The organism is Carnobacterium sp. TMP28 (assembly GCF_047553015.1).
In the GTDB taxonomy this organism is placed as follows: Bacteria; Bacillota; Bacilli; order Lactobacillales; family Carnobacteriaceae; genus Carnobacterium_A.
Genome location: NZ_CP180212.1, coordinates 1,377,237 through 1,403,634, shown reverse-complemented (window position 1 = coordinate 1,403,634; position 26,398 = coordinate 1,377,237). Strand labels below are relative to the sequence as shown.

Sequence of the window (26,398 nt, the reverse complement as noted above, 5' to 3'; positions counted from 1 at the left end):
AAAACAAAGATTAATTCAGTGTTTATTAATCTTTAGAAACTACTATTTTTTAATAAAAATCGTTAGCTGCTATAAAAAATAGAGTACGAATAACATTAATAATTAATCGTGTTAGCGATTTACTTGTATACTTAATAAAATTTTTACACTACAATTAGATAGGTAGTCGTAAATTTGAAGACAATAAAAATAGTATTGCTTTTACTTAGGACTACAGTATAACTATCTAGGAGGAAAATAGAATAATGAAAAAGAAGTATAAAGCTACTTTAGCTTTAGGAATAGTAAGTATTGGAATCATTGGTATCGCACAACCACCTGTCATTGTAGAAGCATCAACAAGTGTATTGAGTAATCAATACCCAAATGTTAATACATATATTAAGCAACAAAATTTACGAACTGCAAAAATAACACAAAATTATAAGCAGTTTTTGCAGTTTGATTATCGTAACGGCAATGGACAAGCGGAAGGAATTCTTATTCACGAAACAGCAAATAAAAATTCAACTATTTTTAGTGAAATAAATTACATGACGTTGAATTGGCAGAACGCTTTTGTACATGCGTTTGTTGATAAGGATTACATCATACAAATTCATCCAGCTGATTTTGCTGTCTGGGGTGCGGGGAAAAAAGCAAATCCACGTTTTTACCAAATAGAATTAGTCGAACACAATACTTTTCACCAGTTTGCTCAATCAGTAAATAATGATGCCTATTTAGCAGCATACATGCTACATTATTATAATCTTGAACCTTCCCGTGCTACAAAGAGTGGAGGCGGCACAGTATGGACACATGATGAAGTTTCTCGTTATCTTGGAGGAACAAATCATACTGATCCAGTTGGTTATTTTAAAAAATGGGGATACTCTGTAAATGAATTTTATGATTTAGTTGTAAAAACTTACAACAACATACCTAATCAAGTTTTCAAAGAAAAAAGTTTGGATAGAAAATATGCTCTTCCAGTAGATTCTAAAAATTACGGTATTTGGAATGGTCTTTATCCTGATGATAAGTCAGTTAAAGTTGGAGACCTGCATTCATATAACAATCAACCAATAACAGTGTATAAAGAAGTTAGAAATAAAAATGGTGATTGGGTTCAAATTGGACAAAATGGTAAAGTTCTTGGTTGGGTAGGAAAAACAGGAGTCCAAATAACACCTGTATTAAGTACTCCTGTTGAGAACGCTCATGATTTCGGTGTTTGGGATAACTATGAAAATGGAATGAAACAAGTTGGCAATCTTTTAGAATTTGCGAACAGTGAAATCAAACTTATTAGAGAAGCAACAGCAAATAATGGTGTAGAATGGGTAGAATTTAGCTCAAACGATAAAACAATCGGCTGGGTGGCTAAAACAGGGGTTGTGATGGGTTCAACACCAGTTCAAATTCCAAAACCTGTCTCTAAATTAGGAACACCTGTAGCTCAAGCATACAACTTCGGTGTGTGGAATGATGTTGAAAAAGGCAGTAAACGTGTAGCTGGATTATCTGACTTCGTAGGAAAACAACTAGAGATAACAAACGAAAAAACGTCATTGAATGGTGTGAAATGGGTAGAGTTTGCTTTAAATGGCAAAGTAATCGGTTGGGTAGCTGAATCAGGTATCCAATATGGCGAAATACAAGAACCTATCACTAAACTAGGAACACCTGTAGCTCAAGCATATAACTTCGGTGTGTGGGATGATGTCGAAAAGGGCAGTAAACGTGTAGCTGGACTATCTGACTTCGTAGGAAAACAACTAGAGATAACAAACGAAAAAACGTCATTGAATGGTGTGAAATGGGTAGAGTTTGCTTTAAATGGCAAAGTAATCGGTTGGGTAGCTGAATCAGGTATCCAATATGGCGAAATACAAGAACCTATCACTAAACTAGGAACACCTGTAGCTAAAGCTTACAACTTCGGTGTGTGGAATGATGTTGAAAAAGGCAGTAAACGTGTAGCTGGATTATCTGACTTCGTAGGAAAACAACTAGAGATAACAAACGAGAAAACGTCATTGAATGGTGTGAAATGGGTAGAGTTTGCTTTAAATGGCAAAGTAATCGGTTGGGTAGCTGAATCAGGTATCCAATATGGTGAAATACAAGAACCTATCGCTAAACTAGGAACACCTGTAGCTAAAGCTTACAACTTTGGTGTGTGGAATGATGTTGAAAAAGGCAGTAAACGTGTAGCTGGATTATCTGACTTCGTAGGAAAACAACTAGAGATAACAAACGAGAAAACGTCATTGAATGGTGTGAAATGGGTAGAGTTTGCTTTAAATGGCAAAGTAATCGGTTGGGTAGCTGAATCAGGTATCCAATATGGTGAAATACAAGAACCTATCGCTAAACTAGGAACACCTGTAGCTAAAGCTTACAACTTTGGTGTGTGGAATGATATTGAAAAAGGCAGTAAACGTGTAGCTGGATTATCTGACTTCGTAGGAAAACAACTAGAGATAACAAACGAAAAAACGTCACTGAATGGTGTGAAATGGGTAGAGTTTGCTTTAAATGGCAAAGTGATTGGTTGGGTAGCTGAATCAGGTATTCAGTATGGAGAATTACCAAAACCTGTCTCTAAACTAGGAACACCTGTTGCTCAAGCATACAACTTCGGTGTGTGGGATGATATTGAAAAAGGCAGCAAACGTGTAGCTGGACTATCTAGCTTTGTAGGAAAACAACTAGAAATAACAAACGAAAAAACGTCACTAAACGGTGTGAAATGGGTAGAGTTTGCTTCAAATGGTAGAGTGATCGGTTGGGTAGCTGAATCAGGTATCCGTTATGGAGAATTACCACAATCTATCTCTAAATTAGGAACACCTGTAGCTCAAGCATACAATTTCGGTATATGGAATGATATTGAAAAAGGCAATAAACGTGTAGCTGGATTATCTGACTTTGTAGGAAAACAACTAGAGATAACGAAAGAAGTTTCCTCATTGAGCGGTTTGAAATGGGTAGAGTTTGCTTTAAATGGCAAAGTGATTGGTTGGGTAGCTGAATCAGGTATTCGCTACGGAGAAACACCACAACCTGTTTCTAAATTAGGAACGCCTGTAGCTCATGCGTACGATTTTGGAGTTTGGAATACTTTTGAACAAGGGAATACACGTATAACTGGGTTATATACTTTTATTGGAAAACGAATAGAAGTAACAAAAGAAGTTATCTCCCTTAAGGGTGTAAAGTGGGTAGAATTCGCTTTAGATGGTAAAATAATCGGCTGGGTAGCTGAATCAGGTATCCGTTACGGAGAAACACCACAAGCTGTTTCTAAACTAAGCACACCTGTAGTTAATGCCTATGATTTTGGAGTTTGGAATGATTTTGAAAAAGGAAATCAACGTGTAACCGGGCTATCTAATTTCGTAGGAAAACAAATAGAACTAACAAAAGAAGTTTCTTCATTGAACGGTGTGAAGTGGGTAGAATTTGCTTTAGATGGCAAAATAATCGGCTGGGTAGCCGAATCGGGTGTCCAGATTAACTAAATTAGAAATTCTATAATAAGTAAGGAAAAGAGTACTTTTAGTGATTAGGAAAATTTCCTACATTAAAAGTACTTTTTCCATTTTTTCTATTTTAAAATTTACTTTATAAGTGATTAAAAACAAGATGCGTTTTCAACTTCCTATTTATTTAAAAAAAATGCGTACCTGAAAAATAGACGATTGTTTTATAATTGAAAGTAATCAGATGCTTTACAGTAGTATTTTCAGTGATAACATTATTTTTTTTATAAGTTAATGTTAAAGGCTAAAGATATGATATAATAATATGCTGAAAGTAAGTTTTCTAATTGCTTATTTCTGATTGAAATTATGTTAAAGTAGTCTCTATTAGAAAAGTAAGATGCATTCATTCTTATAAGAGTAGTGGTGTTTAAAAATATGGGGATACTGAACAAAAAAAGATACAAAAAAATAAGATTCAAAATTTAGTAGTTAGATACACGTTTCAAGAAATAGTTAAGAGAACTTATAGTAAATCTAAAACTCAAGACAATGTGATCGGATAGGGTTAAATTGAAATGGGATAGATTTAATGTAGGCTTAAAAAATAATTATCATATATAACTCAACTAGTTTAGGTATGATTGAAGGAGTAAAAAAAATGCAGAATAGTCTTAAAATCAAGAATTGGGTGCTAAATTGGGATAATTTTAGGAAAGTATATCTTTTCTTATGTTTAGTTTATTTTATGCCTAGTAGTTTTGATATAGAAAAATACCCTTTATGGATTTGTTTCTTTTGGGGAATTTCAATTATTGCGATTGATTTCTTTACTAGAAGAGAGATGTTTAAATCTAAATACTGGTACATATTGATACTTATGTCATTAGTATACTTGCTCTCGATAGCAGTAAATTATAAGTTCCAACTTGTCAGAGGAATATATAATTTTGTTTACTTAGTTACTACCTTTTTTATCATCTATCCTATAAATACAAAACAAAGTACTGAAGAAGTCAAAAAGAACATGACTCAATTTAATAATGTTTTAATTTATACAGTCTTTATAGCAGGATTAATCTCTGTTTTAATGTTTATCTTCAATATCAGCTATTTCGTTCCAATTAGTGCAGCGAATGCTAGACAAGGTTTTGTTGCTTCTCGTTTATTTGGTGTTTATACGAGTCCGAATATTGGAGCAATATTTGGCTTTCTATCCATTGTCTTGTCGATTTTAAATAATTTAATTAAAAGAGGAACATGGTATAAATTCACTAAATTTTATCTAGCTAACATCGTTGTTCAAAGCCTTTATTTTATATTGGCTTCGTCAAGAGGAACAGAGTTAACGATTATGGTTTTTTCTTTGTTATCATTATTATTTATTGTTGTTCCTTATTTTATTCAAACGTATAAAAAGAAATCAGAAATTATTTTTCGAACACTACTGGTCTTTTTACTATTTTTTGGGATAAGTTTAGGTTTTACTGGAGTATTAAAAGAAGGTTTAAGTTATGTCCCAGGTCTCGTTCAGCAAAGTCTAACTAAGATTGGAATAAACGAACCTACAGCGGATGAGAATGCTTCAGATAAAGAAAATGTGGATAAAATAACGATTCAACATTCACCTGAAGATGCTGAGCTTTCATCTGGAAGATTTACAATATGGAAAGCGGCTGTTAATGTTATTAAGCAGTTTCCAATTTTAGGAACGACAGATTCTTATTTTTATAGAAATGATATAGAGTATAATGCACAAATTGATGAAAGTAAGTTATCAGAATTAGATATCAATGAATTAAAACGTGCTCACGGGAATATGCATAATGTTTACATTCAAACATTAGTAATGAGTGGTATTTTAGGTTTTGCTACGATAGCTATCTTCATTGTGTTACATTTAAAGGACAACTTAATTTTTTTACTAAAACAAAGAAAAATCACAATAGACTATCAGATTATAGCTATGATGTTCTTTTTAATTTTAGCTCTGCTTGTAGAAGATCTTGTTGAGAGTCACATTATTTTTAACATAAAAGACGTCGTATCTATTGTTTTCTGGTATTATTTAAGTTTACTAAATTACTTTAGAACAGAAAAAAAAATAGTTGATGGAGTGATTGAAAAATGATTGCTTTTATAGCATGGACGCCTTTACATGTTATCAATATTCTGAATACTAAGCTAACGTACTATGCTGATGTTGAGGCTGATTTATATATTTATGATGAATTTAATGGTGCACAGACAGTTTATCAAAACATGCTAAAAGAAAAGGTATTTAAAAACGTCTATCTAGTTGATCATAAAAAAATAGGCAATAAGTTGATTAGTAAGATAAATGTCTTATTAAATATTAATCGAATGATTAAACTAAATAAAAAATTAGATTACGATATTATTTTCACTCAAGGTGGCAACTACTTCTTGAAAATTTTATATGGTCAAACTAAAAAAAATAATCCACACGTTAAATTAAACTATATAGAAGACGGTCTAGCCACTTATCTGAATCTCAGATTGCTAAACATATCTGATGTTAGAAGAAAAATTATGAATATCCTTAATCCATATAGTATGTTTTTAGCTGAAATAACAGATTATTATTTATACGAACCTAACCTTACTACTATCGATCAATGTTTCCAGCTAAATCAATTGTCTGTTATAGAAAAAGAAGGCATACTATATGAAAAGTTAAAAAGAATTTTTGGTCTTCCAGCAGAAACAAAAAAAATAGAAAATGCTTTACTCTTTTTAGATCAGCCTCTTGAAAAAGATGGCTATAAAGTTCATGAGAAGACTATACTAACAACGGTTAAGCAATATAGTTTGAATAAAAAATTTTTAGTAAAGTTACATCCGCGGACAAGTCCTGAGAGTTATGGAAAAGATAGTGAAATATTTGAAACGAGTTTACCATTAGAATTGTGCTTTTTAGCTTATGATTTGCAAGATACCGTGATTGTTAGTTGTGTCTCAACGGCATCTTTTACACCTCGTATGATGTTTGGATTAACTAATGAAGTCATTCTTCTATCAGAAATGGTCAGAAATGACAGGGAGTTTTCCACTGAAGACGAGCGCACACAACATGTACTAAAAGGTGTCTCTGATTTTTATGAGAGATACCATTCAATTGGCTATCATAATGTACGTATGCCTATAAATAAAGAAGAACTTAAATTAGTTTTAGAAGGAGAGTAACCATGGCATTAATAGAAAAATTGAAGTCGTCTAGCTTGGTGAAATCAAGTTTCTGGTACACAATAGGAAATTTCTTTATAAAAGGCATTACATTTATCACGATTCCAATTTTTACGAATATTATGACGGTTGAAGAATATGGTCTAGTAAATAACTACACCGCAATTGCCTCTATTTTTTCTCTTTTTGTAGGGTTGAGTCTGAATAGTGCTGTAAATAATGCGAATTTTGAATTTAAAGAAGATATCAAAGGGTTCATGTCTTCTACGTTATTTTTATCTACACTAAGTTTTGCGACATTTTTGATTTTAGGAAATGCTTATTTTATTTATCAGAATAGTTTTTTTGAATTATCACAAATTATTTTTAATTTAATGATCTTTCAAAGTTATGGAAATTTTTTAATCAATTTCTTGTCCGCTTATTTCACAATAAATGTGCAATACTTTAAGTTTTTAGCTTTATCTATTTTAAGTACTTTTCTTAATATTGGCCTTTCTTTAGCGTTGATATTTACAGTTTTCAAAGCAGATCGCTACGTTGGAAGAGTTGTTGGAAGTTCAGGTGCTTTCATCTTAATTGGTTTGCTCATTTATGTTGTCATTATGTTAAAAGGTAAGAAATTTTATAATAAAATATACTGGAAATTTGCTTTAAAAATAGCCTTGCCACTTGTACCTCATGCGCTATCAAATATTCTTTTAAGTCAGTTTGATCGTATTATGGTAAATAGCTATTCTGGATCATTTGATGCAGGGATATATTCTTATATTTATAATCTAGGGGTAGTTTTAAATGTTGTTTGGTCATCAACCAATAATGCTTGGGTTCCATGGTTTTTTGGCGAGATGGCGAAAAAAGATTATGAAAAAATTAAGAAGACAGCTAATTATTATATTGTCTTGTTTGGAGCAGTTACTTTAATAAGTATGCTGTTACTCATTGATATCGCTAAGCTAATGGCACCTAAAGAATACTTAGTTGGTATTCCATTAATTATTCCTGTTCTTTTAGGTTATTATTTCCAGTTTTTATATAGTTTACCGGTAAATATTGAGTTTTTTGAAAAGAAAACAAATTATATTGCTATAGGAACCATTACTAGCGCATTAATAAATGTTGTTTTAAATATTATTTTTATTCCAATTTATGGGTACATTGCTGCAGGCTATACAACTGTCATTGCGTATTTCTTTTTGTTTATTTTCCATTACTTGCTAGCGAAAAAACTAATGGGAAGACAACTATTTGATACTAAAGTTATCTTGTTTGTAACGACTGTTGTTATGATTCTATCTTTTGTCTTGTTCCTCTTGACAGATTACCTTATTTTACGGTACTTGATGGTAGCCATATTAGTAGCAGTCTTATACTTTAGTGTTAAAAGAATGAGAGAAAGAAAATAAGTTCTACAAAAAGGCGGAGGTTTATTATGAAAATTGGAGTAATAGGTTTAGGTTCTATGGGCAAACGCAGACTCCGTTTGCTGTCAGAGTTTTTTCCAGAAATAACGTTAATTGGAGTCGATTCTAAAAAAGAGCGACAGACAGAAGTAGCAAACCTTTTTACTATTCAGACATTTGACAGTTTACAAGAAGCGGTGAATAAAGGACAAATAGACGCTGTTTGTGTTTGCACGTCGCCAATTAGTCATGAGAGTCTTATCTTAGAAGCACTAAAATTAGACTTACATGTTTTTACTGAGATTAATTTATTGAATCATTATTACGAAGACGCAATACAGTTGGCAAAAGAAAAAAACTTGCATTTGTATCTTTCTTCGACATTTCTTCACCGTCGTGAGATCAAACTATTTGAAAAAGCAATTGAAGAAGATCCAAAAGTAACCTATCGGTACCATGTCGGGCAATATTTGCCTGACTGGCATCCATGGGAATCGTATAAGGACTTTTTTGTAGCGAATAAAAAGACAAATGGCTGTCGCGAAATCTTTGCAATTGAACTTCCTTGGCTAACAAAAGTTTTTGGAGAGATTGACTCTTTTGAGGTTCAAAAACAAAAACTTAGTTCATTAGAGATTGATTACCCGGATAGTTATGCTTTGATTGTTACGCACCGTTCAGGTATTGTTGGTGCATTAAATGTTAATATTTTATCACGAGTTGCGAAACGGGATTTAGATATTATTGGTGAAACAACTCAGATTTCATGGGATGGCTCTCCAGATGGCTTATATCAGTGGGATGAAGCAGCTAAAGAAATGGTGAAAAAAGATCTTTACGCAGGATACATGGATAATAAAAGTTATTCTAAAACAATTATTGAAGATGCTTATTTAGAAGAAATAAAAGAATACGTTGCTTTGTTAAGAGGAGAGATCACAAAAACAGTCTATTCTTTTGAGCAAGATAAAGCGGTTATTGAGTTGATTAATCAGTTTGAGGGGGATCTCTAATGAAAGTGATTTTTTTCGGGCTTGGTTCGATTGGCCAAAAACATTATCAAAATTTAAAAACGATTTGTAAAGAAAAAGCGATTCCGTTAGACGTATCGGCTTATCGCTCAAGAAAAGCCGATCATGTTGCCCCATCAGAGATTCGCATGATTTACAAGATGGATGAAATAGAAGATGATTATGACGTTGCTTTCGTTACAAACCCAACAGCCTTACATTTAAGCACCTTACAAAAGATTAAAGATAAAGCCGCTTACTTTTTTGTAGAGAAACCTATTTTTGAAAAAGCGTATAGCATCGATGAATTTATTGGAAATAAAGACGCTTATTATGTTGCAGCACCGCTACGCTATAAAGGAATTATGTTAGAATTAAAGCACTATCTAAAACACCAAATAACGTTGAATGCGCGAGTTATCAGTTCGTCTTATCTGCCAAATTGGCGTAAAGACGATTATACAAAAAGTTATTCTGCTAATCCTGAATTAGGTGGGGGAATTGAACTAGACTGTATTCATGAACTAGATTATGTCATTGATTTATTTGGCTTTCCAACCCAGTCAAAAGCTATGTATGGGAAAAAATCAACTCTTAAGATTCAATCAAATGATACAGCCTTGTACTTACTGGAATATGAAGATAAGTTTATTGAGATTCATTTGGATTATTATGGACAAGTTCCACAAAGAAAAATTGAAATTATTACAACCGATGACTTCATTACGTGTGACCTTTTAACAAATACATTAACTTCTCGTAAATTAGGCGAATTAAGAGCGTTAACAGAAGAATCCAATCAAATGTACTTGAATGAACTGACTTACTTCATAGATAAAGTATTAACGCATACAGAGAATAACAATACAATTGAACATGCAAACAACGTTCTAAAAATTGCTAAGGAGATAAATTAAATGACGATCTTATTTACGATTTGTGGAAGATCTGGCTCAAAAGGTCTAGCAGGTAAAAACTTAAAAACGTTTCATGGCTATCCTTTGATTGCGTATACATTAGCTGCAATAGATTTATTCAAAGAGCAATCTGATCAGCAAGTTGATGTTGCTTTAAATACGGATAGTAATGAGCTACAGACAATGATAAAAGAGTATCCAGGTATTTTAATAATAGAACGAAAAAAAGAACACTCAACAGATACAGCTAGCAAGATGTCTGTTATCAGAGACACTTACTTACAAGCGAAGAAGATGCGTCAAGTAGACTATGACTACGTCATTGATTTAGACTTAACTTCACCACTTAGAACCGTTTCTGATATTTTCAACTTAATTGAGAAAAAGGAAGAAAAACCTAACTTAGATGTTGTTTTTTCAGTTGTAGATTCAAGACGTAATCCGTTTTTTAATATGGTTAAAGAAGAAGACCATGCTATTTCTTTAGTAAATGCTTCAACCTTTACGTCTCGACAACAAGCACCGACTATTTATGATATGAATGCTTCAATGTATTTGTACGATAAAGATTTTTTACAAGAAAATGAGTACATCTTTAATGGACGGTGCGGTGTTATTTTAATGAAAGATTACATGGTATTAGATATTGATTCAGAGGAAGATTTTAAATGGATGGAATACATTTATTTAAAATTAGTTAAAGATGAGAGTGGTATAGAAGAAATTTATAACCATATCCCTAACATGTCCTTATTTAATGTTAATTAATAGCTACTAACTTAACGAATCGTCATCTGAAAGAGTAAACAAACACTATAGGAAGTGCTACATTCCTATAGTGTTCTCTTTTTAAGGTGAGGATCAAAGTAGTTGTTTCTCACTTGTAAAAAAATAGAATTCATGCAATCTATTCTTATCCATTCTAAATAGAAAAACAAAAAACTTAAAATAAGGTGTTTAAATGGAAAATAAAAAAATAAATATTTTAAATGTACTTTTCGATAACCTAAAACAAAAAGAAATGGTTGCGTTATTAATGAAACGTGTAAATAATAAACAAAAAACGTTTATTGTAACAGCTAATCCAGAAATAGTGATGTATGCCAATCATCATCAAAGTTATAGGCAGCTATTAAAACAAGCAACAGTTATCACAGCTGACGGTATAGGCATCATAAAAGGATCTAAAATACTAGGGACACCTATTGTAGAAAGAGTAACAGGATATGATTTAATGCTTGATTTATTTAAAGAGGCAAATAGATTAAATAAAAGAGTGTACTTATTAGGAGCTAGACAAGAAGTCATAGCGTTAGCTGAACAAAAACTAAAACAAGACTATCCAGGCATCGTATTAGTAGGTGTTCATAATGGGTATTTTGATTTAGCAGATGAAGAAGTTTTGCATGATGTTTTAGATTCTAAAGCCGATATGGTTTTTGTGGGGCTTGGCTTTCCGAGACAAGAAAAGTGGATTTTACAGTACCTTGAAAAAGCAGATAGTGGTCTAGTGATGGGAATCGGAGGAGCATTTGATGCTTATACAGGCGTAGTAAAAAGAGCACCAGCACTATTTATTAAAATGAATCTTGAATGGTTTTATCGTCTAATAAAGCAGCCATCTAGGTTTAGACGTATGCTAGTATTACCCAAATTTTTAGTAGCTGTTTACCAAGAAAAGAATCATCGAAGTAAGTGAGGTTAAAGAAATGAAGATACTACATGTAAATGCTGGACAAGAAGAAGGTGGAGCAAAGACACATATTCTATCTTTGTTGAGTCAGTTCCCACCAGATACAGCAGAATTATTGGTATTGGAAGAAGGGTCTGTTGCAAAAGAAGCGCGCTCAATGGGACTTACCCTTCACGTTTTAAATCAGCGCTCGCGCTATGATGTGACGATAATCAACCGACTAGCTGACTTTATCACATCCAATCAGTATGATGTGGTCCACACTCATGGAGCTAGGGCCAATCTTTTTCTAGCGTTGATCAAAAATAAAATCAGTTCAACATGGGTCAGTACCATCCACAGTGACCCTGGGCTAGATTTTATGGATAAAGGACTAAAAGGGACCGTCTTTTCTCTTTTAAATAGTTGGAGTTTCAAAAAAGCAGATCAGTTGATTGCGGTGACAGAAGAGTTAAAAAAAACAATCATTCAAAAAGGCATCTCAAAAGAAAGAGTCTATGTTATCTATAACGGTATTGCCTTTGATAATACCATAGCCAAGATACACTCTCAGACAGTTTTCACATTAACGTGTATTGCACGATTGCATCCAATCAAAGCTCATGACTTCTTATTGGATAGTTTAAAAGCGAGTAGTCTATCAAACTTTCATCTCAATATTATTGGTGATGGAGAATTAAGAGCGGCCTTGGAACAAAAAGTTGCCACACTAGGTTTTCAAGACCGAGTCCAGTTCCATGGTGCGCTAGAAAAAAAACAAATAGAAGACATCTTACACCAAACAGATGCGACAGTTTTGGCTTCACTAAGTGAGGGCTTTCCGTTAGTGTTATTAGAGTCAGCTAATCAACACGTTCCTTTTATTAGTACCAATGTTGGAGATGTAGCTAAGTTAGTCCCTGATCCTTCTTATGGTTGGCTGGTTGCTGTACAAGATAAAACAGCTTATGCAGCTGCTTTAAAAGAAGCTTTTCTTTTATGGCAATCAAATGACTTAGCTAAAAAAGGTGAGAACTTATTTCAGTTAGCATCAAAAGAGTACTCATTAAATAAAATGTACCTAGAGACACTAGCTGTCTATCAAGTGAAGAATTAAAAAACGATAAGACATCAGTTGTTCAATTTTATTGTCCTGTTCGTGTAAATAAATTGCAAATAATGAAACGACTGATACAATAGAAAAACAGGAATAAGGAAAAAAGAACCAATAGGAGGAAAGATTAATGGCTAAGTCACGTTCAGATGTTAGTAAGAACACTAAAAAAGGGTCTAAAAAGAGTAAAAAAGGTCTAAAAATTGTCTTAGCACTCGTTGTTGCTTTACTCGTTATTTTTGGATTAGTTATCTGGAAAGTTTACAGCGATGTTGCTGGGACAACGGAAAAGATTTATAAAAATGTTGACGACAAAGAAGAAGTGAGAAAGAGTCCTGTTAATATTGACAAGAGTGACTCATTCTCAGTCTTGATGTTAGGTGTAGACACAGGAGATTTAGGGCGAACAGAACAAGGGCGTTCAGATACAATGATGGTGATGACCATTAACCCTAGAACCAATACGTCTAAGATTGTCAGCATTCCCCGAGACACCTATACAGAAATTGTAGGCAAGGGCACAATGGATAAAATCAACCATGCTTATGCTTTTGGTGGAACAGCAATGGCAATGAATACCGTCCAAAAATTAGTCGATATTCCGATTGATTATTATGTAGAAGTGAATATGCAAGGGATTCAAGATCTTGTTGATACGGTTGGTGGTGTTAACGTCACAAGTCCCTTAACGTTTGATTACGATGGCTATTCATTCATCGAAGGCCAAGCAAAGACTCTTGCCGGAGCAGAAGCTTTAGCTTTTTCTAGAATGCGTTATGAAGATCCTGAAGGGGATTATGGCCGTCAAAAAAGACAGCGCCAAGTTCTTGAGGCAATCGTTAAAAAAGCTGCGACTTTTTCTACTATTACCAATTACAAAGATGTCTTAGGTACGATGGAAAATAACTTGCAAACCAACCTAGCGTTTGAAGATATGGTTGATATTTTTAGCAAATACCGTTCAGCTACCAGTACTATCGAACAAATCCAGTTAAAAGGTGAAGGAATCACGTTGGATGGTATTTCTTACCAACAGGTTTCTGAAGAAGAATTGAGCCGTGTTTCTACCTTACTAAAAGAACAGCTTGAAATAGAATAAAAACAAGGGAGAGGCAACTTTTTTAAGAGTTGCCTTTTTTTGTATGGAATTCAAGCTAAGCGGAAGATTTTAAGTAAAACAACCGATTAAGATTGTTATTTATCTCGTTGTATATTATGATTGTAAAGGAAACAAGTCACTAATAAATACAAATAAATACAAATCAGAGGAGCGTTTAAATGGCTATACTCGTTACAGGTGGTGCCGGATACATCGGAAGCCACACAACCGTAGAATTGTTAAATGCAGGCTATGAAGTCGTGATAGTAGACGACTATTCAAATAGCAAACCAGAAGTATTAAATCGCATCAAAGAAATTACTGGAAAAGTCTTTAGTTTCCATGAAGTGAACATCCTAGACAAGCCAGCACTTGAAAAAGTCTTCCAAGCTTATGACCTAGAAGCTGTGATTCATTTTGCGGGTTATAAAGCAGTGGGCGAATCAGTTGCGAAGCCATTAAGCTATTACCACAACAACTTAACGGGGACGTTTGTCTTAGCGGAGTTAATGCAGCAATACAACGTGAAGAAAATGGTCTTTAGTTCTTCTGCTACAGTATACGGGATGAACAATACTTCCCCCTTAACAGAAGACTTGCCATTAAGCACAACTAATCCGTATGGCACAACTAAAATGATGATTGAACAAATCTTACAAGACGTCTATAAAGCCGATAATACTTGGAGTATTGCGTTATTGCGTTACTTCAATCCGATTGGTGCACACGAAAGTGGTCGTATCGGCGAAGATCCAAATGGTATCCCCAATAATTTGATGCCTTTTATCACACAAGTAGCGGTTGGCAAACGTGAAGCATTAAGTGTTTTTGGTAACGATTATGACACACCAGATGGTACAGGTGTACGGGATTACATTCACGTTGTTGACCTAGCCAAAGGCCACTTAAAAGCCGTTGAAAAAGTTTTAGAAACACAAGAAATCCAAGCGTATAACTTAGGGACAGGTATGGGCTATAGCGTCTTAGATGTTGTCAACAATTTCGAAGAAGCAACTGGTCAAAAAGTTCCCTATACGATGATGGAAAGACGTCCAGGAGATATTGGTACGTGTTATTCTGATGCGACAAAAGCAGCTAAAGAATTGCACTGGACAGCAACACACGACCTAAAGGAAATGTGTCGTGATTCATGGAAGTGGCAATCAGAAAATCCGATAGGCTACGACTAACCAATCAACGATTAGAATAGAAAAAAGGCGTTGGCAACTTTGCCAACTGTCTTTTTTTACATAAGATACTTATTGGAGGAGCTCACATGCAAAAAGTTAGAAAAGCTGTCATCCCAGCAGCTGGATTGGGAACACGTTTTTTACCAGCAACAAAAGCAATGGCTAAAGAAATGTTGCCAATCGTGGATAAACCAACGATTCAATTTATCGTAGAAGAAGCGATTGAATCAGGGATTGAAGAAATACTGGTTGTAACGGGAAGAGCTAAACGTTCGATTGAAGATCATTTTGATTCGAATTTTGAATTGGAACAAAATTTAGTTAGTAAAGAAAAATGGGACTTGTTAAAGCTAATAGAGAGTACGACTAAAATTAAATTGCATTTCATTCGTCAATCTTATCCTAAAGGGTTAGGCGACGCGGTCTTACATGCAAAAAGTTTTGTCGGGAACGAGCCGTTTATCGTTTTATTAGGCGATGATATGATGAAAGACGAGATACCCTTAACAAAGCAGTTGATGAACCGGTATGAAGAAACTGGCTCGTCAGTACTAGCAACGATGCGTGTACCGTATGAAGAAACGTCAAAGTATGGTATTGTTGACCCAGCTAAAAAGCTAGCAGAAGGATTATATGAAGTAAATCAGTTTGTTGAAAAGCCAAAAGCTGAAGATGCGCCAAGTGACTTAGCGATTATTGGCCGTTACTTATTAACGCCTGAGATTTTTGAGATGCTAGAAAAACAAGAACCAGGTGCGGGCAATGAAGTCCAACTAACGGATGCCATTGAAGCGTTAAATAAAACGCAAAAAGTATTGGCTCATGAATACAAAGGCATCCGCTACGATGTCGGAGATAAATTTGGTTACATGACTACCAGTATTGAATATGGTTTAGAACACCCTGAAGTAAAAGACAACTTAAAACACTACTTGATTCAACTAAGCAAAGAATTACGAGAAACAAAATAAAAAAGAAAGCATAACCAATGTCTGATGGGTTATGCTTTGCTTTTTAAGGTATCTAGCTAAAACAATGTTAGAGAAAGGGCGTATTCAGATGAAAAAAATAAAAGTCATGACTGTCTTTGGAACAAGACCGGAAGCCATTAAAATGGCACCAGTCGTTTTAGAATTGAAGCGGCGTTCAGACCAATTTGAATCAGTTGTTGTAGTAACCGCTCAACACCGACAAATGCTTGATCAAGTGTTAGCTATTTTTGCTATTCAACCAGATTACGATTTAGATGTGATGAAAGAGCGACAAACACTAGCTCAAATTACAGCGAATGTCTTAATAGGGATGGAAGACGTGATGAAAAAAGAACGGCCCGATATCGTCTTAGTCCATGGGGATACAACAACTACTTTTGCAGCAGGATTATCTGCTTTTTACAATCAAATAAAAGTTGGTCATGTAGAGGCAGGACTTAGGACTTGGAATAAGCAGTCGCCTTTTCCAGAAGAAATGAATCGCCAAGTGACCGATGTTTTATCTGATCTTTATTTTGCTCCAACCAAAGAAAGTGTTGCAAATTTGTTGAAAGAAAATCATTCTGAAGAACATATTTATATTACTGGGAATACAGCCATCGATGCACTCAAAGAAACCATCCAGACAAATTATCACCACGATGTGCTAGATAAACTATCAGAAGACAATCGTTTAATCTTACTGACTATGCACCGCAGAGAAAATCAAGGTGAGCCAATGGAACGGGTCTTTAAAGCTGTTCGAAAAGTTGTCGATACTTATCCTGACATAGAAGTGGTTTATCCTGTTCAGTTAAATCCTGTCGTGCAAGAATTAGCAGCTAAAGAATTAGGCAATCATCCGCGCATTCATCTGATTAACCCTTTAGATGTGATTGATTTTCATAACATTGCAGCTAAAAGTTATTTTATTATGAGTGATTCAGGTGGAGTCCAAGAAGAAGCACCATCATTAGGTGTGCCGGTACTGGTATTGAGAGAGACGACTGAACGTCCAGAAGGCGTTGCTGCTGGGACCTTGAAACTAGTCGGAACAAAAACGGAAGACGTCTTAGATGCCATGAAACAAGTGTTAGACAATGCTGAGATACATAAAAAAATGGCAGCAGCAAACAATCCTTATGGCGATGGCACAGCTGCTAAGCGTATCTTAGATGTTTTAGCATATGAATTTGGCCAAAATAAGGAAAGACCAGAAAATTTTAAGAACAAATAAAGAAGGATAAAACTAGACAAAAAAGGAAATGCTAGCTTATTTAAAAATTAAATAACAAAACATCTATGTATTATGCTATAATTGCAGAGTCATAATTTAAAGGAAAAAAACAAACAATTAAAAAGATTTTGTAGGAGGAAACAATGGAAGAAGAAATCAGTTTAGTGGAATTGTTCGCTATTTTAAAGAAAAGAAAGACATTGATAGCAAGTGCTGGATTAGTGATGCTATTAGCAGCAGCCATCTTCACTTTCTTTATTGCAACACCACAATACAGTTCAACAGCTCAACTATTAGTCAATCGTAAAACAGAATCAACTGAAGGGATTCAGTTAACGGATATCAACACAAATGTGCAAATGATTAATACATATAAAGATATTATCAAAGGGCCGGTTATCTTAGATCCTGTCAGCAAAAAGTTGACATCTGACCTAACTCCTGCTCAACTAGCAGAAAAAATTGAGATTTTGACTCAAGATAACTCCCAAGTCTTCTCTTTAAAGGTAACGGATGTTAGTCCGGTTACAGCAGCTGAGATAGCGAATGAAGTAACAATGACGTTTCAAAATGAAATTGGCAACATTATGAACGTTGAAAACGTGACGATTATTTCTGAAGCTATCCCAAATGAAAATCAAATTTCACCTAATAACCTGCTAAACCTAGTCATTGGGTTATTGGTTGGTCTAATGCTTGGTGTTGGAGTAGCCTTTTTATTAGAGTTTATGGATAAATCAATTCGTGATGAGCGCTTTATCACAGAAGAAGTTGGCTGGCCAATTCTAGGCAGCGTTTCTGAAATGACACGCGATGAGTTGGAATCTAAGCTAGAGACATTTAAACAAAAAAATAAGAAAAGAACTCAGAGTAGAGTCTAAGAGGTGAAAAGATGTTTAAAAACAAAAAAATAAAAACAACTATCGAACGACCTAGTTTAATTACCTTGACTCGACCGAGTTCGGTTATAGCAGAACAATTCAGAACCATTCGGACAAACATTCAATTTTCAATGGTGGACAAGGAATTAAAAACATTATTGGTAACATCAGCTGCTCCAGGAGCAGGGAAATCAACGGTTTCTGCTAACTTAGCGGTTACGATGGCAATGCAAGGCAAGCGTGTTTTATTAGTAGATGCAGATATGCGCAAACCAACTGTTCACAAAACGTTTAAATTGCCCAATCAAGATGGGTTAACGACGTTGTTAACAGAAAAAGATGCAGCAATCAAAGACATTGCTCATCGGATGCCAACCGAAGGGTTGTACATTATTACCAGTGGTATTATTCCACCGAATCCTTCAGAACTGTTAGCTTCTAATAAAATGACACTGCTTATTAAAGAACTAGAAGAAATTTTTGATTTGATTATTTTTGATACACCACCAGTTATTGCGGTAACAGATGCACAAGTTATGGCTAGTAAAGTAGATGGCACACTTTTTGTGGTTAATAAAGGTGTAGCAGACAAAGAAATGGTAAAAAAATCAAAAGAATTACTAGCGATGGTGCATGCTAACATAATTGGTGTCATCTTTAATCGCGTAGAATTAGCACAAGACACGTACTACCATTACTACGGAGAATAGGAGCGTTCATATGATTGATTTGCATTGTCACATCCTACCTGGCATCGATGATGGTGCAAAAACATTAGAGGACTCTATTGCGATGGCTCGTTTAGCTGTCGCTGAAGGCATAACTCATGTCTTGGCGACCCCTCACTATAAAAACGGCCGTTGGACAAACGAAAAAGAGGCGATTGTACAAGCTGTCAAGCTAGTTCAAAAAGAATTAGATGATAGAGGGATTCCCTTAACGCTATTTGCAGGGCAAGAAGTCCGGATTGTTGGCGAGTTGATGCAAGATATTGCCGAAGGCAGGATTCAATTTATTGATGAAGACAACCAGTACCTTATGATTGAGTTCCCGACTGCGACAGTTCCCGCATATACGGACTCTTTATTTTTTAATTTACAAAAAACAGGTGTAACGCCAATTATCGTTCATCCAGAACGAAACCATGCGTTACTGAAAGATCCAGATATTCTCCTGAATTTGATTCAAAAAGGGGCTTTAGCGCAAGTAACAGCAGGAAGTTATGTAGGAACTTTTGGGAAAAAAATCCAGCAGTTTAGTAAAGAATTAATCGCTGCGAACCTAGTTCATTTGATTGCTTCCGATGCACATAATGTTGCAACGCGTTCTTTTCATATGAAGGATGCTTATCAAAAGTTAGAAAAAGAGTTTGGTAAAGAAAGAGTCATGAATTTTAAACAAGTAACCAAGGACCTAATTAATGGTGAACAGATTAGTCCCGCTTTGCCAACTGAAATTAAAAAAGCAAAATTTCTAGGAATATTTTGATAAAGAAAGAAGGGATAGTAATGAGTAGAACAATAAAAAGAAGTATTTTAATAGGATACGACAGCCTGGCTATTGTAGTATCAGCTATCATGACTTACTACTTTTTAAATCCATACATAGGGCTATCTTTTGAGAACTTAACCGTACTTGTTGGTCTAATTATTGTTATTTATTTAACGTTAGCCTTTTATTTTAATTTATTCTCTAAAATTAATCGCTTCACGAGTATTAAAGAATCGTTAACCATTGGGGTTTGTGTGACGACTGCCTATATTTTATCGGCCAGTATTTTTTTAGTCATGAGGCAAACGGTTAGCTTTCGATTTATTTTACTCGGTTATTTATTTTCAGTCTTCTTCATTATGGGAAGTCGCATTGGCTGGCGCATTTATCACGAGCATCATTACCGTAAATTAAATAGTCATCGGATTGAACGTCAGATTCCCACGCTAGTTATTGGTGCGGGACATGGTGGCAGTATTTTAATTCGAAGTTTAAAACGAAATGATACGGATGTTAAGTTAGTAGGTATAGTAGATGATGACGCATCTAAACACAATATGCTGTTATACGATATCCGTGTGTTAGGCCAGATAGCCGATATTCCATTGTTAGTGAAACAATACCATGTAGAACAAGTAACGATTGCGATTCCCTCATTAGATCCCAAAGAATACGAACGGATCTTAGATCTATGTAACCAAGTAGAGGTAACGGTCAACCAGATGCCTTCTATTGAAGATGTCTTACAAGGTAAATTATCTGTTAGTCAGTTTAGAGAAATCGATGTCGTTGATTTGTTGGGACGTGCAGAAGTAACATTAGATATGAAACAAATTTCAACTAAATTAGTCGGTAAAACGATTTTAGTCAGTGGTGCCGGTGGATCCATTGGTTCCGAAATTTGCCGTCAAATAGCGCGTTTCTCACCAGCACGAATCATTTTATTAGGCCATGGTGAAAACTCTATCTATCTGATTGACAAAGAGTTAAAGAATGCGTTTGGGAAAACAATTGAGATTGTGCCTATCATCGCAGATATTCGTGACCGTAAACGGATTTTTCATATTATGGAAGAGTATCAACCAGCACGAGTCTACCATGCAGCAGCGCATAAGCATGTGCCGATGATGGAATACAATCCGCGTGAAGCGGTGAAGAATAATATTTATGGGACAAAAAATATGGCTGAAGCTGCAAAAGCTGCTGGAGTTGGGAACTTTGTGATGATTTCAACGGACAAAGCGGTTAATCCTCCTAATGTCATGGGCGCAACGAAGCGGATTGCAGAAATGATTGTCACGGGTTTAAATGAACCAGGAAAAACAAAGTTCGCAGCTGTGCGTTTTGGAAATGTCTTGGGTAGTCGTGGAAGTGTTGTGCCTTTGTTTAAAGAGCAAATTAGGAACGGTGGTCCCGTAACGGTTACAGACTTTCGAATGACGCGTTACTTTATGACCATTCCGGAAGCGAGTCGTTTGGTTATCCAAGCAGGAGCTTTAGCGCAAGGTGGCGAAATCTTCATTTTGGATATGGGAGAACCCGTTAAGATTGTTGACCTAGCTAAAAAAGTCGTTAAATTAAGTGGTTTTACTGAAAAAGAAATCCAAATCACTGAAGCTGGGATTCGACCAGGTGAAAAATTATATGAAGAACTGATGATTGATAGTGAAAAAACAACAGAACAAGTTTTTGAAAAGATATTTGTTGGCAAAGTAACCGATATGGCAGTCGATAAAGTAATGGAATTCGTGGAACATTTGAATGATTGCACGATTGAAGAATTGAGAACAGAAATCGTAGCTTTTGCGAATGAAAAGAATGACTCATTTAATATCGATACAGAAGAAATCACTTCAAAAAAAATAAGTACTGAAGGAGAGTTTACCGATGTACACCAAGTATGTTAAACGCTGGCTTGATTTCTTTTTAGCTTTAATAGGATTAATTATTCTATCACCTGTATTTCTAATTATTATTGTTGCAATAAAACTAGATTCAAAAGGACCCGTTTTATTTAAACAAGAACGAGTTGGTAAGAATAATAAACTATTTAAAATTTATAAGTTTCGGACAATGAAAATCGATACGCCTGATGATGTCCCAACTCATCTATTAGATGATCCCGATTTATTTATTACGCGTGTAGGGAAGGTATTGAGAAAAACGAGCTTAGATGAACTACCTCAGATGATTAATATTATAAAAGGTCAAATGAGTATTATTGGTCCAAGACCCGCACTATGGAATCAATATGATCTAATAAAAGAAAGAGATAAATATAATGCGAACGATATTTATCCTGGACTAACAGGTTGGGCGCAAATAAATGGTCGAGATGAGTTATCTATTCAAAGAAAATCTGCGTTGGATGGAGAATATGTAGATAAGTTGAGTTTCCTATTTGATGTTAAGTGTTTTGTAGGGACAATTCTAAGTATATTAAAATCGGATGGCGTAGTTGAAGGTGGAACTAAAGAGAACATGGAAAATGATACTAAAAAAAAGGAGAACTTTATGAGATGAAAAGAGTGCTTATAACTGGTGAAAATAGTTACATAGGAACATCTCTAGAGAATTGGTTAATGAAAGAGCCAGATGACTACTTAGTTGACTCTATTAGTGTTAAAGATAGCTCATGGAAAGATAAAAATTTTAATCAATATGACGTGGTTTTCCATGTAGCGGGAATTGCACATATTAAAGAGAGCAAAGAAAATAATGAACTTTACTATAAAGTGAATAGAGATTTAGCGTATAAGGTTGCAAAAAAAGCTAAATCAGATGGTGTAAAGCAATTTATATTTTTAAGTTCAATGAGTGTTTATGGTTTAGATAATGGAGTAATTAACAAAGATACACCTTTACGACCAACTAGTGCATATGGTAAATCTAAAATTGAAGCAGAAGATCTAATCATTACATTGGAAAGTAGTTCATTTATTGTTGCAATCCTCCGGCCACCTATGGTTTATGGTAAAGGATGTAAAGGTAATTACCCAAAATTAGCGAGCTTATCTTTAAAAACTCCTATATTTCCAGATGTTAATAATAAGCGCAGTATGATATATATAGATAATTTATCAGATATTATCAAACAAATAATTGCTTCAGCTAGCCATGGATTATATCTTCCACAAAATAAATATTACGTTAATACTAGTGAGATGGTTAAATTAATTGCTGAGGTTCATGAGAAAAAGTTATTTATACCTAAGCAATTCAGTTTTTTAATAAATAAGTTAAATATAGGTATTATAAATAAGGTGTTTGGTGATTTAGTTTACGATATGGAAATAGCTAACAAAATAGATACGGTATCTTTCAAAGAGTCCATCAAACTAACTGAAAATATTAAGGAGGTATGATATGCAAGAGAAAAAAGATATACTTTTCTTGTGTCAGTTCTTTTATCCGGAGTATATATCTTCAGCTACTCTTCCTTTCGATACTGCAAAAGCATTAAGTGAATCTGGAATGAACGTAGGAGTTTTATGTGGATTTCCAAATGAGTATAATAATAATGGAAAAGTGCCTCTAACTGATAAATATGAAGAAATTGAAATTAAAAGACTTAAATATATTCAGATGAAGCGAAGTAATATATTAGGAAGATTAATAAATTACTTATCATTTACAGTTTCAGTACTATTAAATCTTAAAGAAATCAAAAAATATAAATTACTTATAGTGTATTCTAATCCTCCTATATTACCTATTGTAGCTGCTATAGCTAATAAACTTTTTAATACTGAGATAGTTTTTGTTTGTTATGACATATATCCAGAAATTGCTATAAAAACAGGTGCAATTAGTGAAAAAGGAGTGATAAGTAAAGTAATGAATCTCGTTAACACTTCATTATATAAAAATATAAACAAAGTAGTGGCACTCTCATATGATATGAAAAAGTACCTTTTATCTAATAGAAATCAGTTAAGGGAAAATCAAATAGCTGTCATACCGAATTGGTATGAAGATCAACCAGATAAAGATGTTGAAATATCATATGCTAATAAGCTATTTAAAGAAATGTATCCTAAGGAAAAACTTATAATTTCTTATCTAGGGAATATGGGAATTGCACAAGATTTGAATACATTAATAGATGCAATTAAATTTTTTAAAGATAATACAGAAATTTCATTTTTATTTGCAGGACATGGAAGTAAAGTAAGTGAATTAAAAGATACTGTCGAAAATAAATCGTTAAAAAATGTATTTATTTATGATTTTCTTCATGGAACAGATTTTCAAGATGCTCTTAACATAAGTGACATATTTATAGTCTCTTTGGAAAGTGGATTAGAAGGTCTAGCTGTTCCAAGTAAGACATATAGTTATATGATGAATGGAAAACCGATAATTGCTATAATGGATAAAGACACAGATATTTCTCAGGATATTGTTAATAATAAAGCAGGCTATGGAATTGAAGTAGGCGACGTTAAAGGTTTAGTAAATGCTATAGTAGAGCTTAATGGTTACCCAGCTAAGAGAGTAATGGCAGGAAGAAATGCAAGAAAGGTATATGTAAAGAAGCATACTACTAAAAAAGCTACTTTGAAATATGTAGAAATGATGAGATCTATATTGGAGGATAAATAAATGTTTGAAGATAAAGTATTATTAATAACAGGAGGTACAGGATCTTTCGGGAATGCAGTATTAAAAAAATTTTTAAATAGTGATATTAAAGAAATACGTATTTTCTCAAGAGATGAAAAAAAACAAGATGATATGCGCAAAAAGTACAACAATCCCAAAATTAAATTTTTTATTGGTGATGTAAGAGATCCTGATAGCATACGTAATGTTATGTATAACGTTGATTTTGTCTTTCATTCTGCCGCATTGAAACAAGTTCCTTCTTGCGAGTTTTTTCCAATGGAAGCAGTAAAAACGAATGTAATCGGAACGGATAATGTACTCAACGCTGCCATCGAATCAGGAGTAAAAAAAGTCATTTGTTTATCTACAGATAAGGCAGCTTATCCTATCAATGCAATGGGAACTTCTAAAGCGATGATGGAAAAAGTCTTTGTTGCTAAATCGCGTAATGTTAGTCCAGAACAAACACTAATTTGTGGTACGAGATATGGTAACGTGATGGCTTCTAGAGGGAGCGTCATTCCATTGTTCGTTGAGCAACTAAAAACAGGTAAGTCATTGACGGTCACTGAATCAAGTATGACTCGATTTATGATGAGTTTAGAAGAAGCGGTAGACTTAGTTGTCTTTGCTTTTCATAATGCTCAACAAGGAGATATTATGGTTCAGAAAGCTCCTGCAAGTACAATAGATACTTTAATAAAAGCATTGCAAAAAATATTTAATACCGATGTACCTGTAGAAGTGATTGGAATTAGACATGGCGAAAAGATGTATGAATCTTTATTAACTAAAGAAGAAGCTGCGCACTCGATTGATATGGGGGGGTTTTATAGAGTTCCTTCGGATAAAAGAGATTTAAATTATAGTAAATTCTTTGAAGAAGGAAATGTGGATGCTGTACATATTGATGAGTACAACTCAGATAATACAGATCAACTTACAGTTGATCAACTAATAGAAAAATTGTTAAAATTAGATGAAATTCAAGAAGCATTAATTGGCTGGGGGTCTCCGTATGCAAATATTGGTAACCGGATCTAATGGATTTGTAGGGAAAAACTTAATCGCGGAATTGAATAATCAAGGATACAAAGATATATTAGAATTTGATAGAAACACAGATGAAAATTCATTAGAAGAATTTACCAAAAAATGTGATTTTGTTTTCCATTTAGCTGGGGTAAATCGTCCAAAAAACGAAAAAGAATTTATGCAAGGTAATTATGGATTTACTTCTGATTTATTACAAATGCTAAAAAAAAATAATAACAAAGCTCCAATACTTATTACTTCATCTATCCAAGCTAACAAAGATAATCCATATGGGATAAGTAAACGTGCAGGTGAAAACTTACTAGTTGATTATGAAAAAGAAACTGGAGCTAAGGTATTTGTTTACCGTTTAGCGAATTTATTTGGAAAATGGAGTCAACCCAATTATAATACAGTGGTGGCTACTTTTTGTCATAATATTGCTAGAGATATCGATATTCATGTAAACGACCCAGAAGCAAAGCTGACTCTATGTTATATTGATGATGTTGTAAAAGAATTTATATTAGCTATAAAAAATAAAACTCAAATAAGTGGGGATTTTTATAAAATACCCACAGAGTATGAGACTACTCTTGGTGAGGTAGCATCTTTAATTAAAAGCTTTAAAGAGAGTCGTTTTAATTTAATCGTTCCAAATATGGAAAACGAACTGACTAAAAAATTGTATAGTACTTATTTAAGCTTTTTACCAGGAAATAAGTTCTCTTATGATTTAAAAATGAATGTTGATCAAAGAGGATCTTTTACAGAGTTTATAAAAACGTCTGATAGTGGTCAAGTTTCAATTAATGTTTCTAAGCCTGGAATTACTAAAGGAAACCATTGGCACCATACAAAAAACGAGAAATTTTTAGTCGTAAGTGGAGAAGGTCAAATACGCTTCAGGAAGCTAAACTCTAATGAAATTATTGAATATAATGTTACTGGAGAAAAATTAGAAGTAGTTGATATACCTGCTGGGTATACACACTCAATTGTGAATATTGGAAAAAAAGATTTGGTTACAGTGATGTGGGTAAATGAAGTTTTTGATTCGAATAACCCAGATACTTATTATGTGGAGGTATAA

22 protein-coding genes are annotated in these 26,398 nt (G+C 34.1%); all 22 read left to right on the top strand.

Features of this window, described 5'->3' with window-relative positions:
• Positions 1–245: 245 nt before the first annotated feature.
• Positions 246–3,509, top strand: coding sequence for a GW dipeptide domain-containing protein (locus tag ACMHYH_RS06725; RefSeq protein WP_414838643.1), 3,264 nt, complete (start codon positions 246–248; stop codon positions 3,507–3,509).
• Between the two features lie 622 nt (positions 3,510–4,131).
• A complete protein-coding gene (locus tag ACMHYH_RS06720; RefSeq protein ID WP_414838642.1) occupies positions 4,132–5,601 on the top strand; it encodes an O-antigen ligase family protein in 1,470 nt (489 codons plus the stop codon).
• The gene (locus ACMHYH_RS06715) at positions 5,598–6,677 is read left to right on the top strand and encodes a polysialyltransferase family glycosyltransferase (RefSeq protein WP_414838641.1); all 1,080 of its coding nucleotides are present in this window, start codon (positions 5,598–5,600) and stop codon (positions 6,675–6,677) included. Before ACMHYH_RS06720 ends, ACMHYH_RS06715 begins: the two co-directional genes overlap by 4 nt.
• 2 nt (positions 6,678–6,679) lie before the next feature.
• A complete protein-coding gene (locus ACMHYH_RS06710; RefSeq protein WP_414838640.1) occupies positions 6,680–8,083 on the top strand; it encodes an oligosaccharide flippase family protein in 1,404 nt (467 codons plus the stop codon).
• Between the two features lie 26 nt (positions 8,084–8,109).
• Positions 8,110–9,093, top strand: coding sequence for a Gfo/Idh/MocA family protein (locus ACMHYH_RS06705; protein WP_414838639.1), 984 nt, complete (start codon positions 8,110–8,112; stop codon positions 9,091–9,093).
• Positions 9,093–10,007, top strand: a complete 915-nt coding sequence (locus ACMHYH_RS06700; RefSeq protein ID WP_414838638.1) for a Gfo/Idh/MocA family oxidoreductase — start codon at positions 9,093–9,095, stop codon at positions 10,005–10,007. The genes ACMHYH_RS06705 and ACMHYH_RS06700 overlap by 1 nt, the downstream gene beginning before the upstream one ends.
• Complete coding sequence (locus ACMHYH_RS06695) at positions 10,008–10,775, top strand: acylneuraminate cytidylyltransferase family protein (RefSeq protein WP_414838637.1); 768 nt, start codon at positions 10,008–10,010, stop codon at positions 10,773–10,775. It begins immediately after the preceding gene.
• A 193-nt stretch (positions 10,776–10,968) separates the two neighbouring features.
• Entirely contained in the window at positions 10,969–11,706 is a 738-nt protein-coding gene (locus tag ACMHYH_RS06690; RefSeq protein WP_414838636.1) for a WecB/TagA/CpsF family glycosyltransferase, read from the top strand.
• Between the two features lie 10 nt (positions 11,707–11,716).
• Positions 11,717–12,796 carry a glycosyltransferase gene (locus tag ACMHYH_RS06685; protein WP_414838635.1) on the top strand — a complete coding sequence of 360 codons (1,080 nt, stop codon included), beginning with the start codon at positions 11,717–11,719 and terminating at the stop codon, positions 12,794–12,796.
• A gap of 127 nt (positions 12,797–12,923) precedes the next feature.
• Positions 12,924–13,892, top strand: coding sequence for an LCP family protein (locus ACMHYH_RS06680; protein WP_414838634.1), 969 nt, complete (start codon positions 12,924–12,926; stop codon positions 13,890–13,892).
• A 179-nt stretch (positions 13,893–14,071) separates the two neighbouring features.
• Positions 14,072–15,082 (top strand): UDP-glucose 4-epimerase GalE, encoded by a 1,011-nt coding sequence (gene galE / locus ACMHYH_RS06675; RefSeq protein ID WP_414838633.1) that lies wholly within the window; start codon positions 14,072–14,074, stop codon positions 15,080–15,082.
• 86 nt (positions 15,083–15,168) lie between these two features.
• Entirely contained in the window at positions 15,169–16,053 is an 885-nt protein-coding gene (gene galU, locus ACMHYH_RS06670) for a UTP--glucose-1-phosphate uridylyltransferase GalU (protein ID WP_414838632.1), read from the top strand.
• An 88-nt stretch (positions 16,054–16,141) separates the two neighbouring features.
• Positions 16,142–17,290: a non-hydrolyzing UDP-N-acetylglucosamine 2-epimerase gene (wecB, locus tag ACMHYH_RS06665; RefSeq protein WP_414838631.1), complete on the top strand. Its 1,149-nt coding sequence runs from the start codon at positions 16,142–16,144 to the stop codon at positions 17,288–17,290.
• A 143-nt stretch (positions 17,291–17,433) separates the two neighbouring features.
• Positions 17,434–18,171: a YveK family protein gene (locus ACMHYH_RS06660; protein WP_414838630.1), complete on the top strand. Its 738-nt coding sequence runs from the start codon at positions 17,434–17,436 to the stop codon at positions 18,169–18,171.
• An 11-nt stretch (positions 18,172–18,182) separates the two neighbouring features.
• Positions 18,183–18,881, top strand: coding sequence for a CpsD/CapB family tyrosine-protein kinase (locus ACMHYH_RS06655; protein ID WP_414838629.1), 699 nt, complete (start codon positions 18,183–18,185; stop codon positions 18,879–18,881).
• 10 nt (positions 18,882–18,891) lie between these two features.
• Positions 18,892–19,659, top strand: coding sequence for a tyrosine-protein phosphatase (locus ACMHYH_RS06650; RefSeq protein ID WP_414838628.1), 768 nt, complete (start codon positions 18,892–18,894; stop codon positions 19,657–19,659).
• 20 nt (positions 19,660–19,679) lie between these two features.
• Positions 19,680–21,569: a polysaccharide biosynthesis protein gene (locus ACMHYH_RS06645; RefSeq protein ID WP_414838627.1), complete on the top strand. Its 1,890-nt coding sequence runs from the start codon at positions 19,680–19,682 to the stop codon at positions 21,567–21,569.
• A complete protein-coding gene (locus ACMHYH_RS06640; RefSeq protein ID WP_414838626.1) occupies positions 21,550–22,185 on the top strand; it encodes a sugar transferase in 636 nt (211 codons plus the stop codon). The genes ACMHYH_RS06645 and ACMHYH_RS06640 overlap by 20 nt, the downstream gene beginning before the upstream one ends.
• Entirely contained in the window at positions 22,182–23,027 is an 846-nt protein-coding gene (locus ACMHYH_RS06635) for an NAD-dependent epimerase/dehydratase family protein (protein ID WP_414838625.1), read from the top strand. Before ACMHYH_RS06640 ends, ACMHYH_RS06635 begins: the two co-directional genes overlap by 4 nt.
• Position 23,028: 1 nt before the next feature.
• Positions 23,029–24,267, top strand: coding sequence for a glycosyltransferase family 4 protein (locus ACMHYH_RS06630; RefSeq protein ID WP_414838624.1), 1,239 nt, complete (start codon positions 23,029–23,031; stop codon positions 24,265–24,267).
• Positions 24,268–25,314, top strand: a complete 1,047-nt coding sequence (locus tag ACMHYH_RS06625) for a polysaccharide biosynthesis protein (protein ID WP_414838623.1) — start codon at positions 24,268–24,270, stop codon at positions 25,312–25,314. It begins immediately after the preceding gene.
• Positions 25,289–26,398 carry a capsular polysaccharide biosynthesis protein CapF gene (locus ACMHYH_RS06620; protein WP_414838622.1) on the top strand — a complete coding sequence of 370 codons (1,110 nt, stop codon included), beginning with the start codon at positions 25,289–25,291 and terminating at the stop codon, positions 26,396–26,398. Before ACMHYH_RS06625 ends, ACMHYH_RS06620 begins: the two co-directional genes overlap by 26 nt.

What these genes read in the sequence shown, in the direction of transcription:
- ACMHYH_RS06725 (WP_414838643.1), top strand. Translation starts at nt 246, where the DNA reads ATGAAAAAGAAGTATAAAGCTACTTTAGCTTTAGGAATAGTAAGTATT.
- ACMHYH_RS06720 (WP_414838642.1), top strand. Translation starts at nt 4,132, where the DNA reads ATGCAGAATAGTCTTAAAATCAAGAATTGGGTGCTAAATTGGGATAAT.
- ACMHYH_RS06715 (WP_414838641.1), top strand. Translation starts at nt 5,598, where the DNA reads ATGATTGCTTTTATAGCATGGACGCCTTTACATGTTATCAATATTCTG.
- ACMHYH_RS06710 (WP_414838640.1), top strand. Translation starts at nt 6,680, where the DNA reads ATGGCATTAATAGAAAAATTGAAGTCGTCTAGCTTGGTGAAATCAAGT.
- ACMHYH_RS06705 (WP_414838639.1), top strand. Translation starts at nt 8,110, where the DNA reads ATGAAAATTGGAGTAATAGGTTTAGGTTCTATGGGCAAACGCAGACTC.
- ACMHYH_RS06700 (WP_414838638.1), top strand. Translation starts at nt 9,093, where the DNA reads ATGAAAGTGATTTTTTTCGGGCTTGGTTCGATTGGCCAAAAACATTAT.
- ACMHYH_RS06695 (WP_414838637.1), top strand. Translation starts at nt 10,008, where the DNA reads ATGACGATCTTATTTACGATTTGTGGAAGATCTGGCTCAAAAGGTCTA.
- ACMHYH_RS06690 (WP_414838636.1), top strand. Translation starts at nt 10,969, where the DNA reads ATGGAAAATAAAAAAATAAATATTTTAAATGTACTTTTCGATAACCTA.
- ACMHYH_RS06685 (WP_414838635.1), top strand. Translation starts at nt 11,717, where the DNA reads ATGAAGATACTACATGTAAATGCTGGACAAGAAGAAGGTGGAGCAAAG.
- ACMHYH_RS06680 (WP_414838634.1), top strand. Translation starts at nt 12,924, where the DNA reads ATGGCTAAGTCACGTTCAGATGTTAGTAAGAACACTAAAAAAGGGTCT.
- galE (WP_414838633.1), top strand. Translation starts at nt 14,072, where the DNA reads ATGGCTATACTCGTTACAGGTGGTGCCGGATACATCGGAAGCCACACA.
- galU (WP_414838632.1), top strand. Translation starts at nt 15,169, where the DNA reads ATGCAAAAAGTTAGAAAAGCTGTCATCCCAGCAGCTGGATTGGGAACA.
- wecB (WP_414838631.1), top strand. Translation starts at nt 16,142, where the DNA reads ATGAAAAAAATAAAAGTCATGACTGTCTTTGGAACAAGACCGGAAGCC.
- ACMHYH_RS06660 (WP_414838630.1), top strand. Translation starts at nt 17,434, where the DNA reads ATGGAAGAAGAAATCAGTTTAGTGGAATTGTTCGCTATTTTAAAGAAA.
- ACMHYH_RS06655 (WP_414838629.1), top strand. Translation starts at nt 18,183, where the DNA reads ATGTTTAAAAACAAAAAAATAAAAACAACTATCGAACGACCTAGTTTA.
- ACMHYH_RS06650 (WP_414838628.1), top strand. Translation starts at nt 18,892, where the DNA reads ATGATTGATTTGCATTGTCACATCCTACCTGGCATCGATGATGGTGCA.
- ACMHYH_RS06645 (WP_414838627.1), top strand. Translation starts at nt 19,680, where the DNA reads ATGAGTAGAACAATAAAAAGAAGTATTTTAATAGGATACGACAGCCTG.
- ACMHYH_RS06640 (WP_414838626.1), top strand. Translation starts at nt 21,550, where the DNA reads ATGTACACCAAGTATGTTAAACGCTGGCTTGATTTCTTTTTAGCTTTA.
- ACMHYH_RS06635 (WP_414838625.1), top strand. Translation starts at nt 22,182, where the DNA reads ATGAAAAGAGTGCTTATAACTGGTGAAAATAGTTACATAGGAACATCT.
- ACMHYH_RS06630 (WP_414838624.1), top strand. Translation starts at nt 23,029, where the DNA reads ATGCAAGAGAAAAAAGATATACTTTTCTTGTGTCAGTTCTTTTATCCG.
- ACMHYH_RS06625 (WP_414838623.1), top strand. Translation starts at nt 24,268, where the DNA reads ATGTTTGAAGATAAAGTATTATTAATAACAGGAGGTACAGGATCTTTC.
- ACMHYH_RS06620 (WP_414838622.1), top strand. Translation starts at nt 25,289, where the DNA reads ATGCAAATATTGGTAACCGGATCTAATGGATTTGTAGGGAAAAACTTA.